This is a genomic window from Marinobacter denitrificans (assembly GCF_008795955.1).
Lineage (GTDB): Bacteria > Pseudomonadota > Gammaproteobacteria > Pseudomonadales > Oleiphilaceae > Marinobacter > Marinobacter denitrificans.
The window spans coordinates 39,927-56,969 of record NZ_VMHN01000001.1; the positions used below are offsets into that span (position 1 = coordinate 39,927).

Consider the following 17,043-nt stretch of genomic DNA (forward strand, 5'->3'; position numbering starts at 1 on the left):
ACGTCCTCAGAGGGTAATGAATGTTTACAGGCATTGTTCAGGGTGTTGCCACCATAGACAACCTTTCCGCCGAGCCCGGGCTCAGCAGCTTCGCGATCCGTTTTCCCGAAGAGCAGGTTCAGGGCGTTACCATCGGAGCGTCTGTCGCTATCAACGGCACCTGTCTGACCGTAACCCGGCAGGAAGGCAATCTGCTTTACTTCGATGCCATGCAGGAAACGCTTCGCGCCACCACACTGGGGGAACTCCGGCCCGGGGACAGAATAAACTTTGAAAGGGCCGCCAGGATCGGCGACGAGATTGGCGGGCACCTGCTCTCCGGTCACGTTCATACCACGGCAGATATCGTTACGATTGACCGCCCCGAGAACAACTGCACCCTGGAATTTGAAGTGCCGGCCTCCTGGGCCAGATACCTTTTCCCCAAGGGCTACATTGCTATCAACGGTTGCAGCCTCACCATCGGGGAGGTCCGGGGTAACCGTTTTAACGTTTACCTGATTCCTGAAACGCTCCGGGCCACTACCTTTGGCGAGGTCTCCGTCGGCGACCGGGTCAATATCGAGATCGACAGCCAGACCCAGACCATCGTCGACACCCTGGCGCGAATGGGCTACGACCGGCCGGCATCCTGATCAGAGACTTCAAACACCACGAACCTGGGGTCGGCATCCAGCTGGCGAACCGTTGAGAAAAAACGCCTGAGGCTGCGGTGGTACCCCAGGTGGCGATTGCCCACCATCAGCATTCGTCCGCCAGGCTCCAGATGGCGGGCCACCTGACGGAACAGCCGCAAGGCGATGTGATCACCGACCACACCGCCCTCATGAAACGGCGGATTCAGCAGGACCAGCCCGAACTGACCGGCATCCTCAGGAATACCGTCACTATGGAGAAACGCCACCTCGGCTTCGGGAAACGCCTCGGCGGTATTATCACGGGCACTGACCACGGCCTGACTGGAAACATCCGCGAAGGTCACTGCCAACTCAGGATTGGCCTCCAGCACCGTCAGGCCCAGCACGCCATTCCCACAGGCAAGGTCCAGCACCTGGCTGCCGGGCGCCAGCCTGACAGCCTCACGTGTAACCAACGGCAATAGCAGCCGGGTGCCAATGTCGAGTTTCTCCCGCGCGAACACGTTAGGCATGGCGCTCACCTTATGCGCCGAATCTGGCAGCGGGTACCCTTTCCATAAATCAGCCCAGTTTCTCAGGGTCTGATCTCCTGGCGCGGCGATGATCACCCGTGCTTTTTTGCGAGCGGGGCATACTTCCCGGGTATGCACCAGATCCGCGAACACAGCAGAACTACTGTCCGGCAGATGCTTGATCATGCCCCCGGCGATGAGGGTGCCGTCAGGGTCAAGCACACTGTTAATCCACCTCAGCAGGCAGCTCAGATAATCCACCTGCCTCGGAATGCGCATTACCACCAGATCAAACGGGCCTTTCGGTGGCGCCAGCCAGCTTGCTGGCGTCACAACGTCCTCGCCAGCGGGCGTATTCATGATCAGTGCGGAGGAAAGTGAGCTACTGTCTGCAAAGGACACCGGCGCAAATTGCGCCAGGCCGAGCGTCAGTGCGCCGAACTGGTCGTCAACAATGAGCACGCGGGGACGGGCTTCCGGGTGAAAGCGGGCAAGGACCTGTTCCAGCAGCTGCTCGTCAGCCGCGTCCCAGGCTCGTAACGAACGGCCGCCACCCGGGCGTTTCAGAGGCAGGGACAGACCACTCACTTCCAGCACGTCACTTGTCATTTCCGGCTTCCGCTATCTGGTTTTTGCAACAGCGGACATTCTAGGCTGATTATTCTAGAAATTAACCCTACTCTGTGCAGACGATTTCAGGTTGCTCCGCTTTTTTTGGACGCCAACCTCTTTTGCCCCTTACCCCAGGGGCTTTTTTTCGTCCCGGAAAACCCTCACTTGGGCGCAGCGTTTATGCTTTCGATGAACGCGGGAGACAACACGTCGACAACGGGACGCTGGCCATGGGAAAATTCAGGTGCCGGTTCGGACGGCTCCGTGGCAATGATGCCGGGTTGCTCGGACCAGTGCAGGATAGCCAGGCGGCCGTCCTGTTGCTCCACCAGCGCCGTGCAGTGCTCCACCCAGTCCCCGTCATTGCAATAAAGGCCTTCCTGGCTGCGAAGGAAGCCGGCGGAGTGGATGTGACCACAGATAAAGCCATCGTAGTGGCCTCGCTCCGCCGCCGTTAAAGCGGCCAATTCAAAACGGCGGATAAAAGACCTTGCCCTGCCAATGCGGCTCTTCACCCACGCCGCCAACGACCAGTATGGTTTCCGGCGCAGCCTTCGCCAGACATTGAACCAGCGGTTCAGGCACAACAGGACTCCGTGTGCCCGGTCTCCCACCAGCAGCATCAGCGGGCTGCATCTCACGACCTGGTCAAACTGGTCACCATGGCAGACCACGAACCGGCGGCCGTCGGCGGTGGTGTGAATGGCTTTCTGCTTAAGCTCGATGCCGGCCAGGGTCTGGTCACAAAAATGCCGGAGAAAATCATCGTGATTGCCGGGAACATAGATAACCCGCGTGCCGGCGGCGGCAATGGCCATGAACCGCCGCACGACCGCCTGATGGCTTTCCGGAAAATGCACCCGGCGCTGCATGGCAATCAGATCGACAATATCGCCCACCAGATACAATGTGTCGCAGCTGACATTGTCTAGAAAATCCAGAAGGTAATCGGCCTGGCAGTCGGCTGACCCCAAGTGTACATCGGAAATGAAAACGCTCCGGTACTGATGCATCGGCTTCTCCCACCGGACTGGTCAAGGACTCCAGGTACCTTGTCCGACGGCAGTGACGAGCGTATGACAATCGTGCGACAGTTCAGTGACGCCGGGCAGACCAGACGGTAAACCGCTTGTCGGCAGCAATGGCTTTAACCGGCCCCACGTGGCGGCGAATCAGCTCCTGGTAAGGCAGGAAGCTGTTGGCCACCAGCCGTAACTCACCACCCGACTCCAGATGTCCTGCCACCTGCCGCAGAAACTGCTCCGTCATTGACGTATCAGTACGGATACCGGTGTGGAAAGGGGGGTTGCTCAGTACCGCGGCGTATTTGCCGTTCACACGGTCCAAACCATCCGAGGCCGTGATAACACCGGCTACATTGGCGCGCTGATACGTGGAGCGGGCGCAGATGACCGCCTGGGACTGCACATCCACGCCATCAACGGGTGTCGTGGCCTGCCCGATTGAACGCTGGTATAGCTGAAGCCAAGTGCCGACGACACCAGCGCCACAGGCAAAATCCAGCACCGGTCCTTTTTTCAAAGGGTAACCGGCCATTGACTCCAAGAGCATGGCGGTACCGGCATCCAGTTCACCGGTACTGAAAATTCCGGGCAACCCGGCCACCTCGAAACGGATCCCCGTAGATTCAACCAGGTGCCACTCCAGCCACTGGCGCACATTGAACGCGTCCGCTGGTTCCAGGTTATCCGCCTGCCAGATCTGGCAATGCCGGGCGCTGTCTATCTTAATGGCCTGGGGCGCCACGGCTTTGAGCTGTTTCACGGCGCCGGCGATGCCTTCCTTTTTTTCACCCACAAGAATCAGCCGGGCATCTTTTTTCGCAAGCCAACGCGCAAGCTCCAGCCGCAGGGCCAGTTCGGCCCGTGCCTTGGGAAGGAAAACCACCACCGTATCAGCGCCGGCCGAGGCCAATGCAGCGTCGTCATAGCCGAATGCGGCGGTCCAGCCGTCAATGGTTGCCATCTGTTGCCAGAGGCCAAAATGCTCGGTTACTACAAGACCGGAGGGCGCCAGGGCCGGCATGAGGGAAATGTCCAAAGGACCCAGCACCGCCAGACGGCCGTGCAGGTTTTCCTGATTCTTCAGCAGAGCTTCGTGGGAGTTGGGCAACGCAGGCATTGTTGGACTATTCCGGTCTCGGTATCAGACGGCATACTTTAACCGGAACAGAGCCCGGAGTCTTGACCCGGGCGATTGGAAATCAGGAAAAGGTCTTCGGGAATTATTTGTACCGCGCCACCGTGTTGGCACGCAGGGCGTCTTCGGGAGACATACCCCAATCTTCGGAGGATGCCGGCTGCGATGCGGAGTTGCCGGACCGGCGACGGGCCTCTGCTGCCTGCGATGTTTTACGCTGGCTCAACGCACTAAGGGCTTTCTGCATGATTTCTCGCATCACTGACCTCCTCAATTGCTACAAACTCAGTCTAACAACCAGGGCAGTAGTTAACTGTGATGACTGCGAGGGTCAGATAGTGACGTCTGTCACGAATAATTGACACAATTTGACACCATTGGTGTCACTTTTTTTGACGACCAGACCGAACCGGCCTTAAAACCAGCTCGTCAACACTGTTCTGCTTGACGCTTTCGCGGTCAGCTTCGGAGGCTATGGACAGCCCCATATCCCGCAGAATGCCGTCCGCCACATCATAAACGAACCCGTGTACTGTTAACGGCTGCCCTCTGCGCCAGGCCTCCTGGACAATGCTGTTCTGACACACATGCCCGACCTGCTCAACCACGTTAAGCTCGCATAACCGATCCACACGGTCCTGGTCCGAGGCCAGCCCATCGAGCACATCCCGGTGTTTGTCACGGACGTCCTGAACGTGTCGCAACCAATTAGAAATCAGCCCGAACCCTTCGTTATGCAGCGCCGCCTTTACACCACCACAACTGTAGTGCCCCACCACCAGAATGTGCTTCACCTTTAACACATCAATGGCGAACTGGAGAACTGACAGACAATTGAAATCCGTGTGCACCACCACGTTCGCGACGTTGCGGTGCACAAACAGCTCTCCCGGCATCAGGTCGACAATCTGGTTAGCCGGCACCCGGCTGTCTGCACACCCGATCCACAGATACTCGGGGGCCTGCTGATTGGACAGCCGGGTAAAAAATTCCGGGTCCTGGCTCTTGATGCTGTCTGCCCATGCCCTGTTTTTATCCAGCAACTTATCGAGCTGCCCCATCAAACCTCCCATCTGTAAATTCATGATGCGGGAATTGAACGGGAATCGACGTCATAAAGCAATACTCAAGTGGTCGGAGTGACAGCGTCTTCGTGCTGCTCGTGCATGGTTGTCTGGGCCAGATCCAGAAGCTCCCGCAGAGCTACCGAGAACATGGCGTACTCCGGTTCCCTGACCCCTTTGAGCTCGGTCAGCATGGATTTCCAGCGGTTGATCATGGCGGCATGCCGCTCCATCCAGTTTTCGACACAGCTATTAACATCCGACGGTTTTTCAGCCAGTTTGAGCACGCCGGTGGTCAGTGCCCGCTGCTGCCAGTCCAGGTCCTCACGGAAGCTCTCCCGCGCCAGGGCCTGCCAGTGGGAAGCCGGCACCAGTGCCGCGATGGCATTGGCAAACCAGTTCAGGTCCAGCTTGTCACCAAGGTCATAATAGAGGTTGGCGACCGTTTTCAATGGCATACCGGTGGCCTCCCGTGCCTCAATAATGCCCAGCGAGGAGTAAAGGTAACTGGTGCCGGACACTACAGAGGCAAGCTCCCCGGGCAGCCCCGACTCTACCAGCGCATCGTGCCGCTTCTTCCAGTCTGCCCGCGCCTGGTCTCCCAGATAGTCCGGCAGGTCCGCCGTGATTTTCCATACACTGTCGGCAAACCTTTCCATATGACTCTGGATACTGAGTTCGGCCCGGCGGTTACGCAGCAGCCAGCGAACAGCGCGGCGAATCAGCCGCATCAGGTCACCCATCAGCTCCATCTGCAGGTTAGCGGGAATAAAATAATCCAGGTATTCGATCTTGTCCCACCAGGTGTCCAGGCGGAACACGTCCCGGGCAATAATCCATGCCAGCGAGATCGAGGCGGCATCGGCCCCGGTAGACTGCTTCAGGCGCTCAACAAAGGTAATTCCCATGTGGTTGACCATATCGTTCGCAATCTGCGTGGCGATGATCTCCCGGCGCAACTGGTGCTCTCCCAGCTCTTTGGAGAATTTGCGGGTGAGGTCCTGGGGGAAAACCTTGTACATCTCCCCGGCCAACAAGGGTTCGTCAGGGAGGCTGCTGTTAATAAGCGTCTGTTTCAGATCGCCCTTGACGTAGGAAATCAGCACCGACAGCTCGGGGCGGGTAAGCCCCTTCTTGTCCAGTTTTCGCTCGGACAGGGTCTCATCGTCCGGCAGAAACTCAAGGCTGCGGTTCAGCTTGCCTTCGCTTTCCATGGTGTTCATCAGGCGGCGGTATTCCTCCAGGCGCGTCACCGCACCCATGCTGGCAATACTGATGGCCTGGGTTTGCCGGTAGTTGTTTTTCAGCACCAGCGCGGCAACGTCGTCGGTCATTTCCTCCAGCATGATATTGCGCTGCTTGTCGGTGAGGTCTCCCATTGCAACCGCATGGTTGAGCAGGATCTTCATATTTACTTCATGGTCTGAGCAGTCCACGCCACCGGAGTTGTCGATAAAGTCGGTATTCAACCGCCCACCCCTCAGGGCAAATTCGATGCGTCCGAGCTGGGTCATCCCCAGATTGCCGCCTTCACCGACGAGCTTGCAGCGAAGTTCGGAACCGTTAATACGTAAAGCATCGTTGGCCTTGTCGCCAACATCAGCGTGGGATTCTTCGTGCCCTTTCACGTAGGTGCCGATGCCGCCGATCCAGAGCAGGTCTGCCTGGGCTTTGAGGATGTGGGTAATCAGCATATTGGGCGGCACACGATCAGACTTGATCCCCAGCAGTTTCTTCATCTCGGGGCTGACCGGAATCGACTTGGCGCTGCGACTGAACACACCACCACCCTTGGAGATCAGGCTGGTGTCGTAATCGGTCCATGAAGAACGCGGCAACTCGAACAGGCGCTTGCGCTCCTTGTAGCTTTTGGCGGCATCCGGTGTCGGGTCGATAAAAATGTGGATGTGGTTGAAGGCCGCTACCAGCTTTGTTTTCTCCGATGACAGCAGACCGTTACCAAATACATCCCCACCCATATCGCCGATTCCGATGGCGGTAAATTCATCCAGCGCAGGATTTATGCCCAGTTCGCGGAAGTGCCGCTCCACGGATACCCAGGCACCACGGGCAGTAATGCCCATTTTCTTGTGGTCATAGCCGTTGCTCCCACCAGAGGCAAATGCATCACCCATCCAGAAACCGTATTCGGCGGCCAGGCCATTGGCTATGTCAGAGAAGGTGGCCGTACCCTTGTCCGCGGCAACCACCAGGTAGTGATCGTCCTCGTCGTGACGGATAACGGATTCTGGTGGCTGGATGCCGGCATCCACGAGGTTGTCGGTAATATCCAGCAAACCCCGGATAAAGGTCTTGTAGGCCTCTATACCCTCGGCCTGGAACGCTTCGCGGTCCGATATGTCGGGCAGGCGTTTGGCCACAAAGCCGCCCTTGGCTCCGACCGGCACAATCACGGCATTCTTGACCTGTTGCGCCTTGACCAACCCCAGTATTTCAGTGCGATAGTCCTCGAACCGGTCAGACCAGCGCAGGCCGCCCCGCGCCACTTTGCCACCACGCAGGTGCACACCCTCAACCCTCGGTGAATAGACAAATATCTCGAACATGGGCAGAGGCAATGGCACATCCGGAATCTCTGACGGATCAAACTTCACACTGATATAAGGCTTGGTCCTGCCCTCCTTGTCTGGCTGATAATAGTTGGTGCGCAGCGTGGCCTGCATCAACTCCAGGAACAACCTCAAAACCCGGTCCTCACTGAGGTTATCCACATCATCAAGGCCGGCATTGAACTCGATTTCAAGCTTCTGCTGCGCCGCGGCACTCTTGCCCTCACTCTGATAGCGCGCGGGATTGAACCGTACCTCGAAAAACTCAAGCAGAAGGCGCGTGAGTTCCACATGGTTCACAAGCGTATTAGATATAAACGTCTGACTGTTGGAGAACCGGATCTGCCGCATGTAGCGGGCATAGGTGCGCAGCAGGGCAATTTCCCGCCAGCTCATGTAGGAAGACAGCAGCAACCGGTTGAAGGCATCATTTTCTGCATCGCCATACCAGACCCGGCGGAACAGGTCCTCGAAGATCGGACGGATGCGGTGAATATCCACCATCTTTCCGCTATGGGCCTTCAGGGTAAAATCGTGAATCCAGACAATATTGCCGCGCCGGTCGCTGACCTCGAACGGATGCTCGCCAATAACCCGGAACCCGAGATTGTCAAAAATCGGCATAACATCTGATAACGGCAGAGGCTCATCCGGATAGAAAAGTTTGAAGTGCAGCGTACTCTCGTCTTCTTCCAGCGCCCGGTAGAAGCTCATGGTGAGATGTTTCTCGCTGGACGCTCCGGATATATGTTCAAGATCGATGGCTGCCCGCCTTGGCGAGAACATATCCTTGTAGCTGGCGGGAAAACCAGCGGAGTAGAGCCGGAACATTTCGTTGCCCTGCTCTTCGCCGTATGCTTCGTTCAGGGCTTCCAGCAACCCGTCACGCCAGGACTGGGCAAGCTCGATCACCTTCTCGCGGATTTCCGAGATCGGCAACTGACGGTTTTCCACCTGGGGCACACGAATCGTGAACTGCACCCGTGCGAGTACGGATTCCGAAAAATGGGTGACAAACTCGATATCCTCGGCCTCGAGCCTGTCATGCAGCACCTGCTCCACTTTCAGGCGCAGTTCCGTGTTGTAGATATCGCGCGGAAAAAACGACAGACAGGTCACGAACTGACCGTATACATCTTCGCGCATAAACAGCTCTATGCGTCGACGTTCCTGTATGTACAGGATGCTCTTGGCGACCGACAGCAACTCCGCAGGCTCGATCTGGAACAACTCGTCCCGGGGATAGACGGTAAGAATCTGATCCAGTTCCTTGCCGGCGTAATCATCCTTCAAAAAGCCCGAGCGTCTCATCACAGCCTGGACCTTGCGCCTTAACAGGGGGATCTCGTCCGGGCGCTCGTTATAGACACGAGCCGTGTAAAGGCCCAGGAAGCGGCGCTCGCCAACCACCTCGCCTTTGCTGTTGAACTTCTTGACCGCGATGTAGTCCGGATAGGCTGGCCGATGCACCCGCGATCGCTGGGCAGACTTGGCGAAGATGAAAATATCGTCGGTACGGGTCATTTCATGCCGCGTGCGCTGCGGCAATTCATTCAGTCTTACCTTCTCCGCGCGCTCATTGTTGACCCGGAGAATACCCAGCTCGGAGTTCTCCACGCGGCGAACCACCAACCCGCTCTTGTCCTTTGCAAAATCGTATTCGTCGTAGCCCAGAAACGTAAAATGATCCCTGACCAGCCAGTCCAGAAACGCTTTCGCCTCTTCCTTCTGCTCCTCATCAATACCGGCCGTGGTGCTATCCAGTTCGCGGCTGATTTCGTTGACTTTTTCAGTCACAATCGGAAAATCACTGACCGCAATCCGGACTTCATGAAGGATGGTCTGCAGCACTTCCTCCAGGGACCTCAGGTCCTCCGGACTGCTGTGCCGATCGATTTCCAGAACAATAAAGGCTTCGTATCCGGCATTGGTGGATTTTTTCTTCGGTGGGTGCAGTTTTTTCAGCTTCCCCTCGTCGCCCCGCTCCACCTGCAGGATCGAATGCTGAATCGAGTGGGTGCCGATTTCACGCTGATTAATGGCAATCCTCAGCGAGTCGATCAGAAACGGCATGTTGGGGTGAAGTATAAAGATGACCGTGTGGGTGGACTGCCAGCCATCACTCTCCAGATCAGGGTTGAAAACCGAGACCGGGGTTTCGTCGCCGGTACGTTTCTGGAGAAACTGCCAGGCCGCAAGAATAGCACCGTAGGTATCGGAAAACCGGCGACTCACGAGCTCTTCGAGAGGAATATGGGCATAATGCTGCTTTGCGAATTCACTGATTTTTTTCGCTTCTGTTTTCGCTATTTTTTCCGCGAAAGCTTCGTCCAGCTGCTGAAAAAACTGATCCTTGCTGGCGATTGTCAGCGCATTCATAGTCGACCTCTATGAGTGTGAAATAAACGTAATAGGCGTACTGTCACATAAGCATAGTCAAAGCCTTGATTTTTGCGCCGCAGATGCGAAAACTGCGGCAACTACTTACGCGAACCGTCCGTGCACCAGGAGCAGAGATTTCCCATGGCATTACAGCATACGTTTGGTGAGCTCAGGTCTCAGTTAGCAAAAAGAATAATCGGCCAGGAAAAGCTGGTAGACCGGTTGCTTATTGCTCTGCTCGCAGACGGCCACCTGTTGGTGGAAGGCGCTCCCGGCCTCGCCAAAACAACCGCTATCAAGGCCCTGGCCGATCACCTCGAGGGTGACTTCCACCGCATCCAGTTTACCCCCGACCTGCTTCCCTCGGACGTGACCGGTAGCGAGATCTACCGCGCAGAAACAGGCCAGTTCGAATTTCAGCACGGGCCAATCTTCCATAACCTGGTGCTGGCCGATGAAATCAACCGGGCACCGGCCAAGGTACAGTCGGCACTGCTGGAGGCCATGGGCGAGCGCCAGGTCAGCGTCGGTATGCGCACCTTTCCACTGGACCGCCTGTTCATGGTGATGGCCACCCAGAATCCTATCGAACAGGAAGGAACCTACCCGCTACCCGAAGCCCAGCTGGATCGGTTCCTGATGCACGTTGTTATCGACTATCCGTCCGCGGAGGCCGAAAAGGCCATCCTGCACCTGGCAAGAAACGATTACCGACGCGGGCAGGTGGCCGCGGAAGTCCGCCTGACGGCAGATCAGGTTTTCGAGGCCAGGAATGAGGTTTCAGACATCTACATGTCAGAACCTGTGGAGCAATACCTGCTGGCACTGGTGCTGGCAACCCGGGACCCGGCCACCCTGGACCCGGAGCTTGCGCGCTGGACTGCCTTTGGCGCCAGCCCGAGAGGCACGATTGCGCTGGATCGTTGCGCCCGCGCCATGGCCTGGCTGGAGGGGCGGGATTATGTCAGCCCCGATGATGTCCGCAACATCGCATTTGATGTGCTCAGACACCGGATCCTGCTCACATTCGAGGCAGAGGCCGAGGGCCTGACGGCGGACGCCATTATTCAGCGACTCATCGACCGCGTTCCGGTAACCGCCTGACAACCGTGACCATGACTGCACCTGAAGAGCCAGCCACCCATATTTCGCTGCCCGGCCTGATCCGGCTGCAGGCGGATGCCCGCGCCCTGAAGTTGCCGGCGGCGCGGCCGGTGGGATCCCGGCAGGCCGGCCTTCAGCGTTCTCCACGCCGGGGCCGGGGCATGGCGTTTGCCGAAGTGAGACAGTATCAACCCGGGGATGATATACGCAGTATTGACTGGAGGGTGACGGCTCGGAGGCAATCGCCCCATACCAAGCTTTATGAAGAAGAACGTGAGCGGCCGGTGCTGTTGCTGTGTGATCTTGGTCCGTCGCTGTTCTTCGCCAGCACCGGTGCCTATAAGCAGGTCCGCTGTGCGCAGCTGGCTGGTCTCCTGGCGTGGCTGGCGCTCTGGTCCGGGGATCAGGTGGGGGGTATTGTGTTCAATGGTACGACCCTCAGCGTCCAGCGCCCTGCCCGCCGCAAGAAATCGGTACTCAGGCTACTTGATACCGTGGCACAACAGCAGAGAATGTCCCGCAACGATCAGCCCCTGCAGCAGGCCGGCGACACAAACCGGGATCTGGACACAGCTCTGCAGGAGGCTCGCCGGGTAGCCCATACGGGCAGCCGTATTTTCGTAATCAGTGACTTTCTAAACATTACCGCAGAGACGTCACGGTTACTCGGGGCCCTGGCACGCCACAATACCGTCAGCGCACTGCGGGTAATTGACCCGTTGGAGCTGAAACTGCCCGATAGTGGCCGCTTCGCCGTTGCCGGTGAGGACGGCCCGGTATGGTTTGACGGCAGCAACCCCCGGTTCCAGCAGGCGTATGCCGAAAAGGTCCGGCAGCATACCGAAGCACTGGCAGAATGCTTCCGCACGGCAGGTGTGCAACCCGCCAGCGTCATGACCAGCGACCAGCCGGCACTGATACTGCAGACACTGCTCGGCCCACGTGGCCACATTGGATAACAGGACCGCTTCAGACCGATGATGGAACAGGATCCACTGAGCCAGCTCAGAGACATACACCTGCCCCAACCGGGCGGCTTCTGGCCCCCGGCGCCAGGCTGGTGGATACTGCTGGCCATTGCTCTGGCACTGGCTGTAGTGGCGTTCGTTATCCTCAGGCGGAAACGTCGCAGAAACCGCTGGCTGGGCACGGCAAAGAAAGAACTGCGGCGGCTGGAACAGACGGCAGTGGCGGACAATCACTGGTTCGCGGCCCTCAACCAGCTGTTGAAACAGTCCGCCCGGGAGCGCTACCCGGAACGGATACCGGAATCCCTGTCCGGCGAACCCTGGATCCGCTTTCTTCTCGAGACCAGCCCGAAAGATCGGATTGCTGCCCGGCCAGTGGTCGAGGCCATGGTTAACAGCGCATGGCAACCGGTCCCCGGCTGTCCACCAGAGGACGCCGTGGCCTTTGCCAGGCTATGGCTGGGAGGACAGAAATGCTGAGCCTCGCCTATCCCTGGTTGCTGCTACTGGCCCTGGTACCACTGCTTCTGCGCCTGCGCAGGCGCAGCACCCAATCTGTGGAAGCACCGGTTTTCCCTGTGGGGCACTGGCTGTCTGATCTGCCCGGCGTCAGCCGCAGCGGCAGCCGGGTACCCCTGTGGCAACAATTGGTGACGTTGCTGATGTGGCTTCTGCTTGTGGTAGCGCTGGCCCGGCCACAGCATGTGGGAGAGCAGGTTCAGCTCCCCGTCAGCGGACGTGACCTCCTGCTGGCCGTGGATATATCCCCTTCCATGGACGAACAGGACATGGTGATCCAGGGCCGAAGCATCAATCGGCTGCAGGCGGTCAAACGGGTACTGGATGACTTTATCCAGCGCCGTGAAGGCGACCGGCTCGGGCTCCTGCTGTTTGGTACCGAGCCCTACATTCAGGCCCCGCTGACGTTTGATCGGGCTACGGTGCAAACCTTGCTCAACGAAGCGGGCATCGGCATGGCCGGCCGTGCCACAGCCATTGGCGATGCGCTGGGCCTGGCGGTCAAGCGGCTACGGGACCGGCCCCAGGAACAACGGGTTGTCATCCTGCTGACCGATGGCGCCAACACCGCGGGCGAAATTGCCCCGGACAAAGCCGCCGAGATTGCCAAAGCTGCCGGCGTGCGCATTTACACCATCGGCATCGGCGCCGAATCCATGGTTCAGCGCGGACTGCTTGGCTCCCGCCGCGTCAATCCATCCCGGGACCTGGACGAAGAGCTGCTGAAGCGGGTAGCCCAACAGACCGGCGGGGAATATTTCCGGGCCCGCAGTCTGCCCGAGCTGGAGCTGATCTACGAAAGCATCAACCAACTGGAACCCATCGAACTGGAAGGCAAGCATTACCGTCCCGTGACCGAACTCTATGTCTGGCCAGCCGGCCTTGCAGCCCTTATATGGGTATTGATGCAAGGCGTCAGGCTAGCCGCTGCCAAACGCCAGTCGGTACACGTTGCCCGGGAGGCAGGCAATGGCTGACTTTCACTTCCTCCGCCCGCTCTGGTTACTGATGTTACTGGCAGCCTTCCTGCTGCCACTGATCTTACGGCGCTTTCATCAGAGCGACAGTGGCTGGAGCAAACTCATTCCGGCGAAATTACTTCGCCCCATGATCAGCCAATCGGGAGCGGACGGCACTCCCCGTAAATCACCCGTGTGGCCCGCGGTGGCAGCCGTCGTCGTGCTGGCGATAGCGCTTGCCGGGCCATCCTGGCGACAGGCGCCCACTCCCTTACAGCAGCAGGACGACAGTCTGGTGATCGTACTGGACCTGTCACTGTCCATGCTGGCGACCGATGTGGAGCCCGACCGCCTGACGGTGGCCAAACGCAAGATCCGCGATATTCTCAAGGCTCGCGAAGGTGCCCTGACAGCTCTGGTGGTTTATGCAGGCGACGCCCATGTGGTCACGCCACTGACTGATGACCGCAACACAATCGAGGGCATGCTGGATGTTCTGGAGCCCGTTATCATGCCCGCCACCGGCAACCGCACAGATCTGGGTATACAGCACGGTCTTGAATTATTGGAGCAGGGAGCGCCGGGCAACGGACGAATCCTGTTGATTGCAGACGAGGTGGGAGAACGCTATCGCGAGCGCATCACTGGTGACCTGGCGGCCAGCCGCTTCTCTCTGAGCACTCTCACCGTCGGAACCGCTGAGGGCGGGCCCATACCATTGGCACGCCAGGGCTTCATACGAGAAAACGGCGACATCGTCATTGCCCGGGCCGACCCCGCCGGCATGACCAGTCTGGCACGCAGGAACAACGGCAACAGTCACGAGCTGACCATCACCGATAATGACATTCTCGCCCTGGAGCTCCGCCCCATCGACTCCGCCGACTGGAAAGACAGCGATCAGGACCTGACCGTCAAGCGCTGGCAGGACGATGGCTACTGGCTACTCTGGCTGGCAGCGCCCCTGGCCCTTATCGGATGGCGCCGTGGAGCCATGGTCGTTATCCTGTTTGCGCTGCTCCCTCTTACGCCCCGCCCGGCCATGGCGGTGGACTGGGACGGCCTGTGGTCGCGGCAGGATCAGCGGGCGCCTGAACTGATTGAAAAAGACCCCGACCATGCGGCACAGATTCTGGATGATCCTGCCTGGCGCGGTAGCGCACTCTACCGGAAAGGCGAGTTCGAGAGCGCCGCAGAAGCTTTTGCCCGGGCCGAGTCCCCATCGGCGGAATACAACCGGGGCAATGCCCTGGCCCGCGCTGGCAAGCTGGAAGAAGCACTGGAAGCCTACAATACAGTGCTGGAGGCACAACCCGAGCACGAGGACGCCCAATTTAACCGTGACCTGGTGAAACAGCTTCTGGAGCAACAACAGGACCAGTCCGGGGGCGAAGGCAATGATTCCTCTGATCAGGAGGGGGACCAGCAACAACAGGACAATCAGCAGAATTCCCAGAGCGATTCGGACAGCCAGAACCAGCAAGGCAACTCGTCTGACCAGCCCGGCGACCAGCGACAGGACAACCAGCAGAATAATCAGCAACAGGACAGCGAGCCGGATGGCGACAGCGAGAATCAGGAACAGGACCAGTCGCCGGGACAGGAAGATCAAAGCAGCACCGACAGCGCTGAAAACAATGACCAGGCGGCCCGTTCGCCAGCAGAGCTGGAAACCTCGCCTCTGAACCAGGGTCAGGAGCAATGGCTCAGACGCGTTCCGGACAACCCCGGCGGACTGCTGCGAAGAAAATTCCTGCAACAACACCAGGAACGGGAAACACCATCTGACGAGGGCGACACACCATGGTAAGCCGGCTGACCTATCCGTTCATTCTGATATCGCTGCTTCTGACCATGGCGGGACAGGCCATGGCCGCAAATGACCTGATCGTAGAGCCTGACAGGACACGTCTGTATGAAGGCGAAGTACTGACTCTGACGGTGAAAGGCAGCACAAAGATTGATATCAACCTTGGTAATCTGTTTGATTTCGACATGTCCAGCCTGCCCAAGCCGGACATTGAGAAAGTAGAGGACGATTTCGAGATTCTCGCCCGCAACCAGCAGTACTCCATCCGTACAGTCAACAACGAAATGATTGGCGAAATCACATGGACCTATCAGCTGGCACCCAAAAATACCGGCAAGCTGACGATCCCTGCGCTCAAATTCCGGGATTCGGAGTCTGACCCCGTCACCATCAACGTCATCAGCGGCACACCACCCGAACAGGAAGCAGACGCCTCAAGGGAAAGTTTCATCGAACTGGCGGCCGACAAAGATGAGGTCTACGTACAGGAACAGCTGGTGCTGACCATCAAGCTGTTCTTCACCGGAAACCTCATCCGTGGCGAACTGTCTGAGCCGGAGCACCCCCATGCGATCATCGAATCCCTGGGTAAACAAAGCGAATACACGCGTTACCGGGATGGTGTGCGCTACAGAGTGGTGGAACGCCGATATGCTATCTTTCCCCAAAGAGAGGGCCAGCTCAGCCTGCAGCCCATCCGCTTTGAGGGCCAGGCTCGCAATAACGATGGCCAGCTGAAATTCCTGCGGGACAATGCCACCCTCTTCGACGTACCGGTCAAAGGGGTACCTCCAGAGTTCAGCGGTGATACCTGGCTACCGGCACGAAACCTGGAACTGAATGAATCCGGGTTGCCGCAAAACCAGACCCTGACCGCCGGCCAGAACCTCACCCGAACCCTGACACTGCAAGCTGACGGCTTGCCCTCCGAGAGCCTGCCGCCCTTCCCTGAAGAGATGCCAGATGGCGTGCGGTCCTATCCGGAAAAGCCAGAGCGCACAACGACCCCCGGCAGCGAGGGACTGGCATCCAGCCTGACGCAGACAATGGCACTGGTGCCGATCCAGCCAGGACAACTGGTGCTGCCCGAAATCCGCGTCCACTGGTGGGATACCGAAAGCGACACCGAGCGGGTTGCCGTGGTGGCAGCCCGCCCCCTTACCGTTGAGGCAATCCCCGGTCAGATCGAGACCTTACCCTCTGACTCACCCAGGCAGGCAGAAGCCACTGCTGATGACGGTGAAGAGAACACAGAAGGCACAACCAGGAGCACGGACCCTGGTTTCTGGCCAGTGGCCACACTGGTACTACTCGGGGCATGGATAGCGACCGCTGCGGCCTGGTGGATGTCGAGGCGCAAGTCACGCCCTCAGTCAGCTGTCGAGACTCCCCGTGACACCCGTGAAAAAGCCCTGTTTCGGGAACTTTGTGAAGCGGCCCGGGCCGGTGACCCAACCACCACCGAGCTGCTGGTGCGCTGGGTGGCCGTACGGCATCCTGAAAGCAGTTTCCGCAGTGTGGTGGACGTCAATCGCTTTCTAAAGGATATGGAGCTGGCGGCCGAGATTGAACAGTTGCAACACCGGTTATTCGGAACCCCGCAACAGCAGGCGTCATCGCCCTGGAACGGAGACCGTCTGGTAGCAACGTTGATCAGGATTCGTGGTGCCACCCACCCGGACGCCGCAGCCAAGACGTTACCACCACTGTACCCGGACGGCTTGAGAACCAGCGGCAACTGACGT

Annotated in this window: 13 protein-coding genes; 7 read left to right on the top strand and 6 right to left on the bottom strand. The window is 58.5% G+C overall.

Annotated elements, in window-relative coordinates:
* Positions 1 to 20: 20 nt before the first annotated feature.
* Positions 21 to 635, top strand: coding sequence for a riboflavin synthase subunit alpha (locus FO268_RS00185; RefSeq protein ID WP_150987852.1), 615 nt, complete (start codon positions 21 to 23; stop codon positions 633 to 635).
* On the opposite strand, the gene FO268_RS00190 is transcribed toward FO268_RS00185, so the two are convergent.
* The 6 genes from FO268_RS00190 to FO268_RS00210 all read right to left on the bottom strand — a co-directional run bounded on the left by FO268_RS00190 (position 614) and on the right by FO268_RS00210 (position 9,935).
* The gene (locus tag FO268_RS00190; protein ID WP_150987855.1) at positions 614 to 1,759 is read right to left on the bottom strand and encodes a class I SAM-dependent methyltransferase; all 1,146 of its coding nucleotides are present in this window, start codon (positions 1,757 to 1,759) and stop codon (positions 614 to 616) included. The two genes, FO268_RS00185 and FO268_RS00190, sit on opposite strands and share 22 nt — an antisense overlap.
* A gap of 164 nt (positions 1,760 to 1,923) precedes the next feature.
* Entirely contained in the window at positions 1,924 to 2,775 is an 852-nt protein-coding gene (locus tag FO268_RS00195) for a UDP-2,3-diacylglucosamine diphosphatase (protein ID WP_150987856.1), read from the bottom strand.
* Positions 2,776 to 2,857: 82 nt separating this feature from the next.
* A complete protein-coding gene (locus tag FO268_RS00200) occupies positions 2,858 to 3,904 on the bottom strand; it encodes a methyltransferase (RefSeq protein ID WP_150987859.1) in 1,047 nt (348 codons plus the stop codon).
* Between the two features lie 103 nt (positions 3,905 to 4,007).
* Positions 4,008 to 4,181, bottom strand: coding sequence for a hypothetical protein (locus FO268_RS22775; protein ID WP_191966771.1), 174 nt, complete (start codon positions 4,179 to 4,181; stop codon positions 4,008 to 4,010).
* 124 nt (positions 4,182 to 4,305) lie between these two features.
* Positions 4,306 to 4,983, bottom strand: coding sequence for a carbonate dehydratase (gene can / locus FO268_RS00205; RefSeq protein ID WP_150987862.1), 678 nt, complete (start codon positions 4,981 to 4,983; stop codon positions 4,306 to 4,308).
* A 65-nt stretch (positions 4,984 to 5,048) separates the two neighbouring features.
* Positions 5,049 to 9,935: an NAD-glutamate dehydrogenase gene (locus FO268_RS00210; protein WP_150987865.1), complete on the bottom strand. Its 4,887-nt coding sequence runs from the start codon at positions 9,933 to 9,935 to the stop codon at positions 5,049 to 5,051.
* Positions 9,936 to 10,079: 144 nt separating this feature from the next.
* On the opposite strand from FO268_RS00210, the gene FO268_RS00215 reads away from it, so the two are divergent.
* From FO268_RS00215 to FO268_RS00240, 6 genes are read left to right on the top strand one after another with little or no spacing between them, the layout of a single operon-like run.
* Positions 10,080 to 11,042 (top strand): AAA family ATPase, encoded by a 963-nt coding sequence (locus tag FO268_RS00215; protein WP_150987868.1) that lies wholly within the window; start codon positions 10,080 to 10,082, stop codon positions 11,040 to 11,042.
* An 11-nt stretch (positions 11,043 to 11,053) separates the two neighbouring features.
* On the top strand, positions 11,054 to 12,001 hold the full coding sequence (locus FO268_RS00220; RefSeq protein ID WP_150987871.1) for a DUF58 domain-containing protein: 948 nt from the start codon (positions 11,054 to 11,056) through the stop codon (positions 11,999 to 12,001).
* Positions 12,002 to 12,019: 18 nt separating this feature from the next.
* Positions 12,020 to 12,490 carry a DUF4381 domain-containing protein gene (locus FO268_RS00225; protein ID WP_150987874.1) on the top strand — a complete coding sequence of 157 codons (471 nt, stop codon included), beginning with the start codon at positions 12,020 to 12,022 and terminating at the stop codon, positions 12,488 to 12,490.
* The gene (locus FO268_RS00230) at positions 12,484 to 13,506 is read left to right on the top strand and encodes a vWA domain-containing protein (RefSeq protein WP_150987877.1); all 1,023 of its coding nucleotides are present in this window, start codon (positions 12,484 to 12,486) and stop codon (positions 13,504 to 13,506) included. Before FO268_RS00225 ends, FO268_RS00230 begins: the two co-directional genes overlap by 7 nt.
* On the top strand, positions 13,499 to 15,298 hold the full coding sequence (locus tag FO268_RS00235) for a VWA domain-containing protein (protein ID WP_150987880.1): 1,800 nt from the start codon (positions 13,499 to 13,501) through the stop codon (positions 15,296 to 15,298). Before FO268_RS00230 ends, FO268_RS00235 begins: the two co-directional genes overlap by 8 nt.
* Entirely contained in the window at positions 15,292 to 17,040 is a 1,749-nt protein-coding gene (locus FO268_RS00240) for a BatD family protein (protein WP_150987883.1), read from the top strand. The genes FO268_RS00235 and FO268_RS00240 overlap by 7 nt, the downstream gene beginning before the upstream one ends.
* Positions 17,041 to 17,043: the final 3 nt, after the last annotated feature.

Coding starts and splice junctions, on each gene's coding strand:
- FO268_RS00185 (WP_150987852.1), top strand. CDS start 21: ATGTTTACAGGCATTGTTCAGGGTGTTGCCACCATAGACAACCTTTCC.
- FO268_RS00190 (WP_150987855.1), bottom strand. CDS start 1,759: ATGACAAGTGACGTGCTGGAAGTGAGTGGTCTGTCCCTGCCTCTGAAA.
- FO268_RS00195 (WP_150987856.1), bottom strand. CDS start 2,775: ATGCATCAGTACCGGAGCGTTTTCATTTCCGATGTACACTTGGGGTCA.
- FO268_RS00200 (WP_150987859.1), bottom strand. CDS start 3,904: ATGCCTGCGTTGCCCAACTCCCACGAAGCTCTGCTGAAGAATCAGGAA.
- FO268_RS22775 (WP_191966771.1), bottom strand. CDS start 4,181: ATGCGAGAAATCATGCAGAAAGCCCTTAGTGCGTTGAGCCAGCGTAAA.
- can (WP_150987862.1), bottom strand. CDS start 4,983: ATGGGGCAGCTCGATAAGTTGCTGGATAAAAACAGGGCATGGGCAGAC.
- FO268_RS00210 (WP_150987865.1), bottom strand. CDS start 9,935: ATGAATGCGCTGACAATCGCCAGCAAGGATCAGTTTTTTCAGCAGCTG.
- FO268_RS00215 (WP_150987868.1), top strand. CDS start 10,080: ATGGCATTACAGCATACGTTTGGTGAGCTCAGGTCTCAGTTAGCAAAA.
- FO268_RS00220 (WP_150987871.1), top strand. CDS start 11,054: ATGACTGCACCTGAAGAGCCAGCCACCCATATTTCGCTGCCCGGCCTG.
- FO268_RS00225 (WP_150987874.1), top strand. CDS start 12,020: ATGATGGAACAGGATCCACTGAGCCAGCTCAGAGACATACACCTGCCC.
- FO268_RS00230 (WP_150987877.1), top strand. CDS start 12,484: ATGCTGAGCCTCGCCTATCCCTGGTTGCTGCTACTGGCCCTGGTACCA.
- FO268_RS00235 (WP_150987880.1), top strand. CDS start 13,499: ATGGCTGACTTTCACTTCCTCCGCCCGCTCTGGTTACTGATGTTACTG.
- FO268_RS00240 (WP_150987883.1), top strand. CDS start 15,292: ATGGTAAGCCGGCTGACCTATCCGTTCATTCTGATATCGCTGCTTCTG.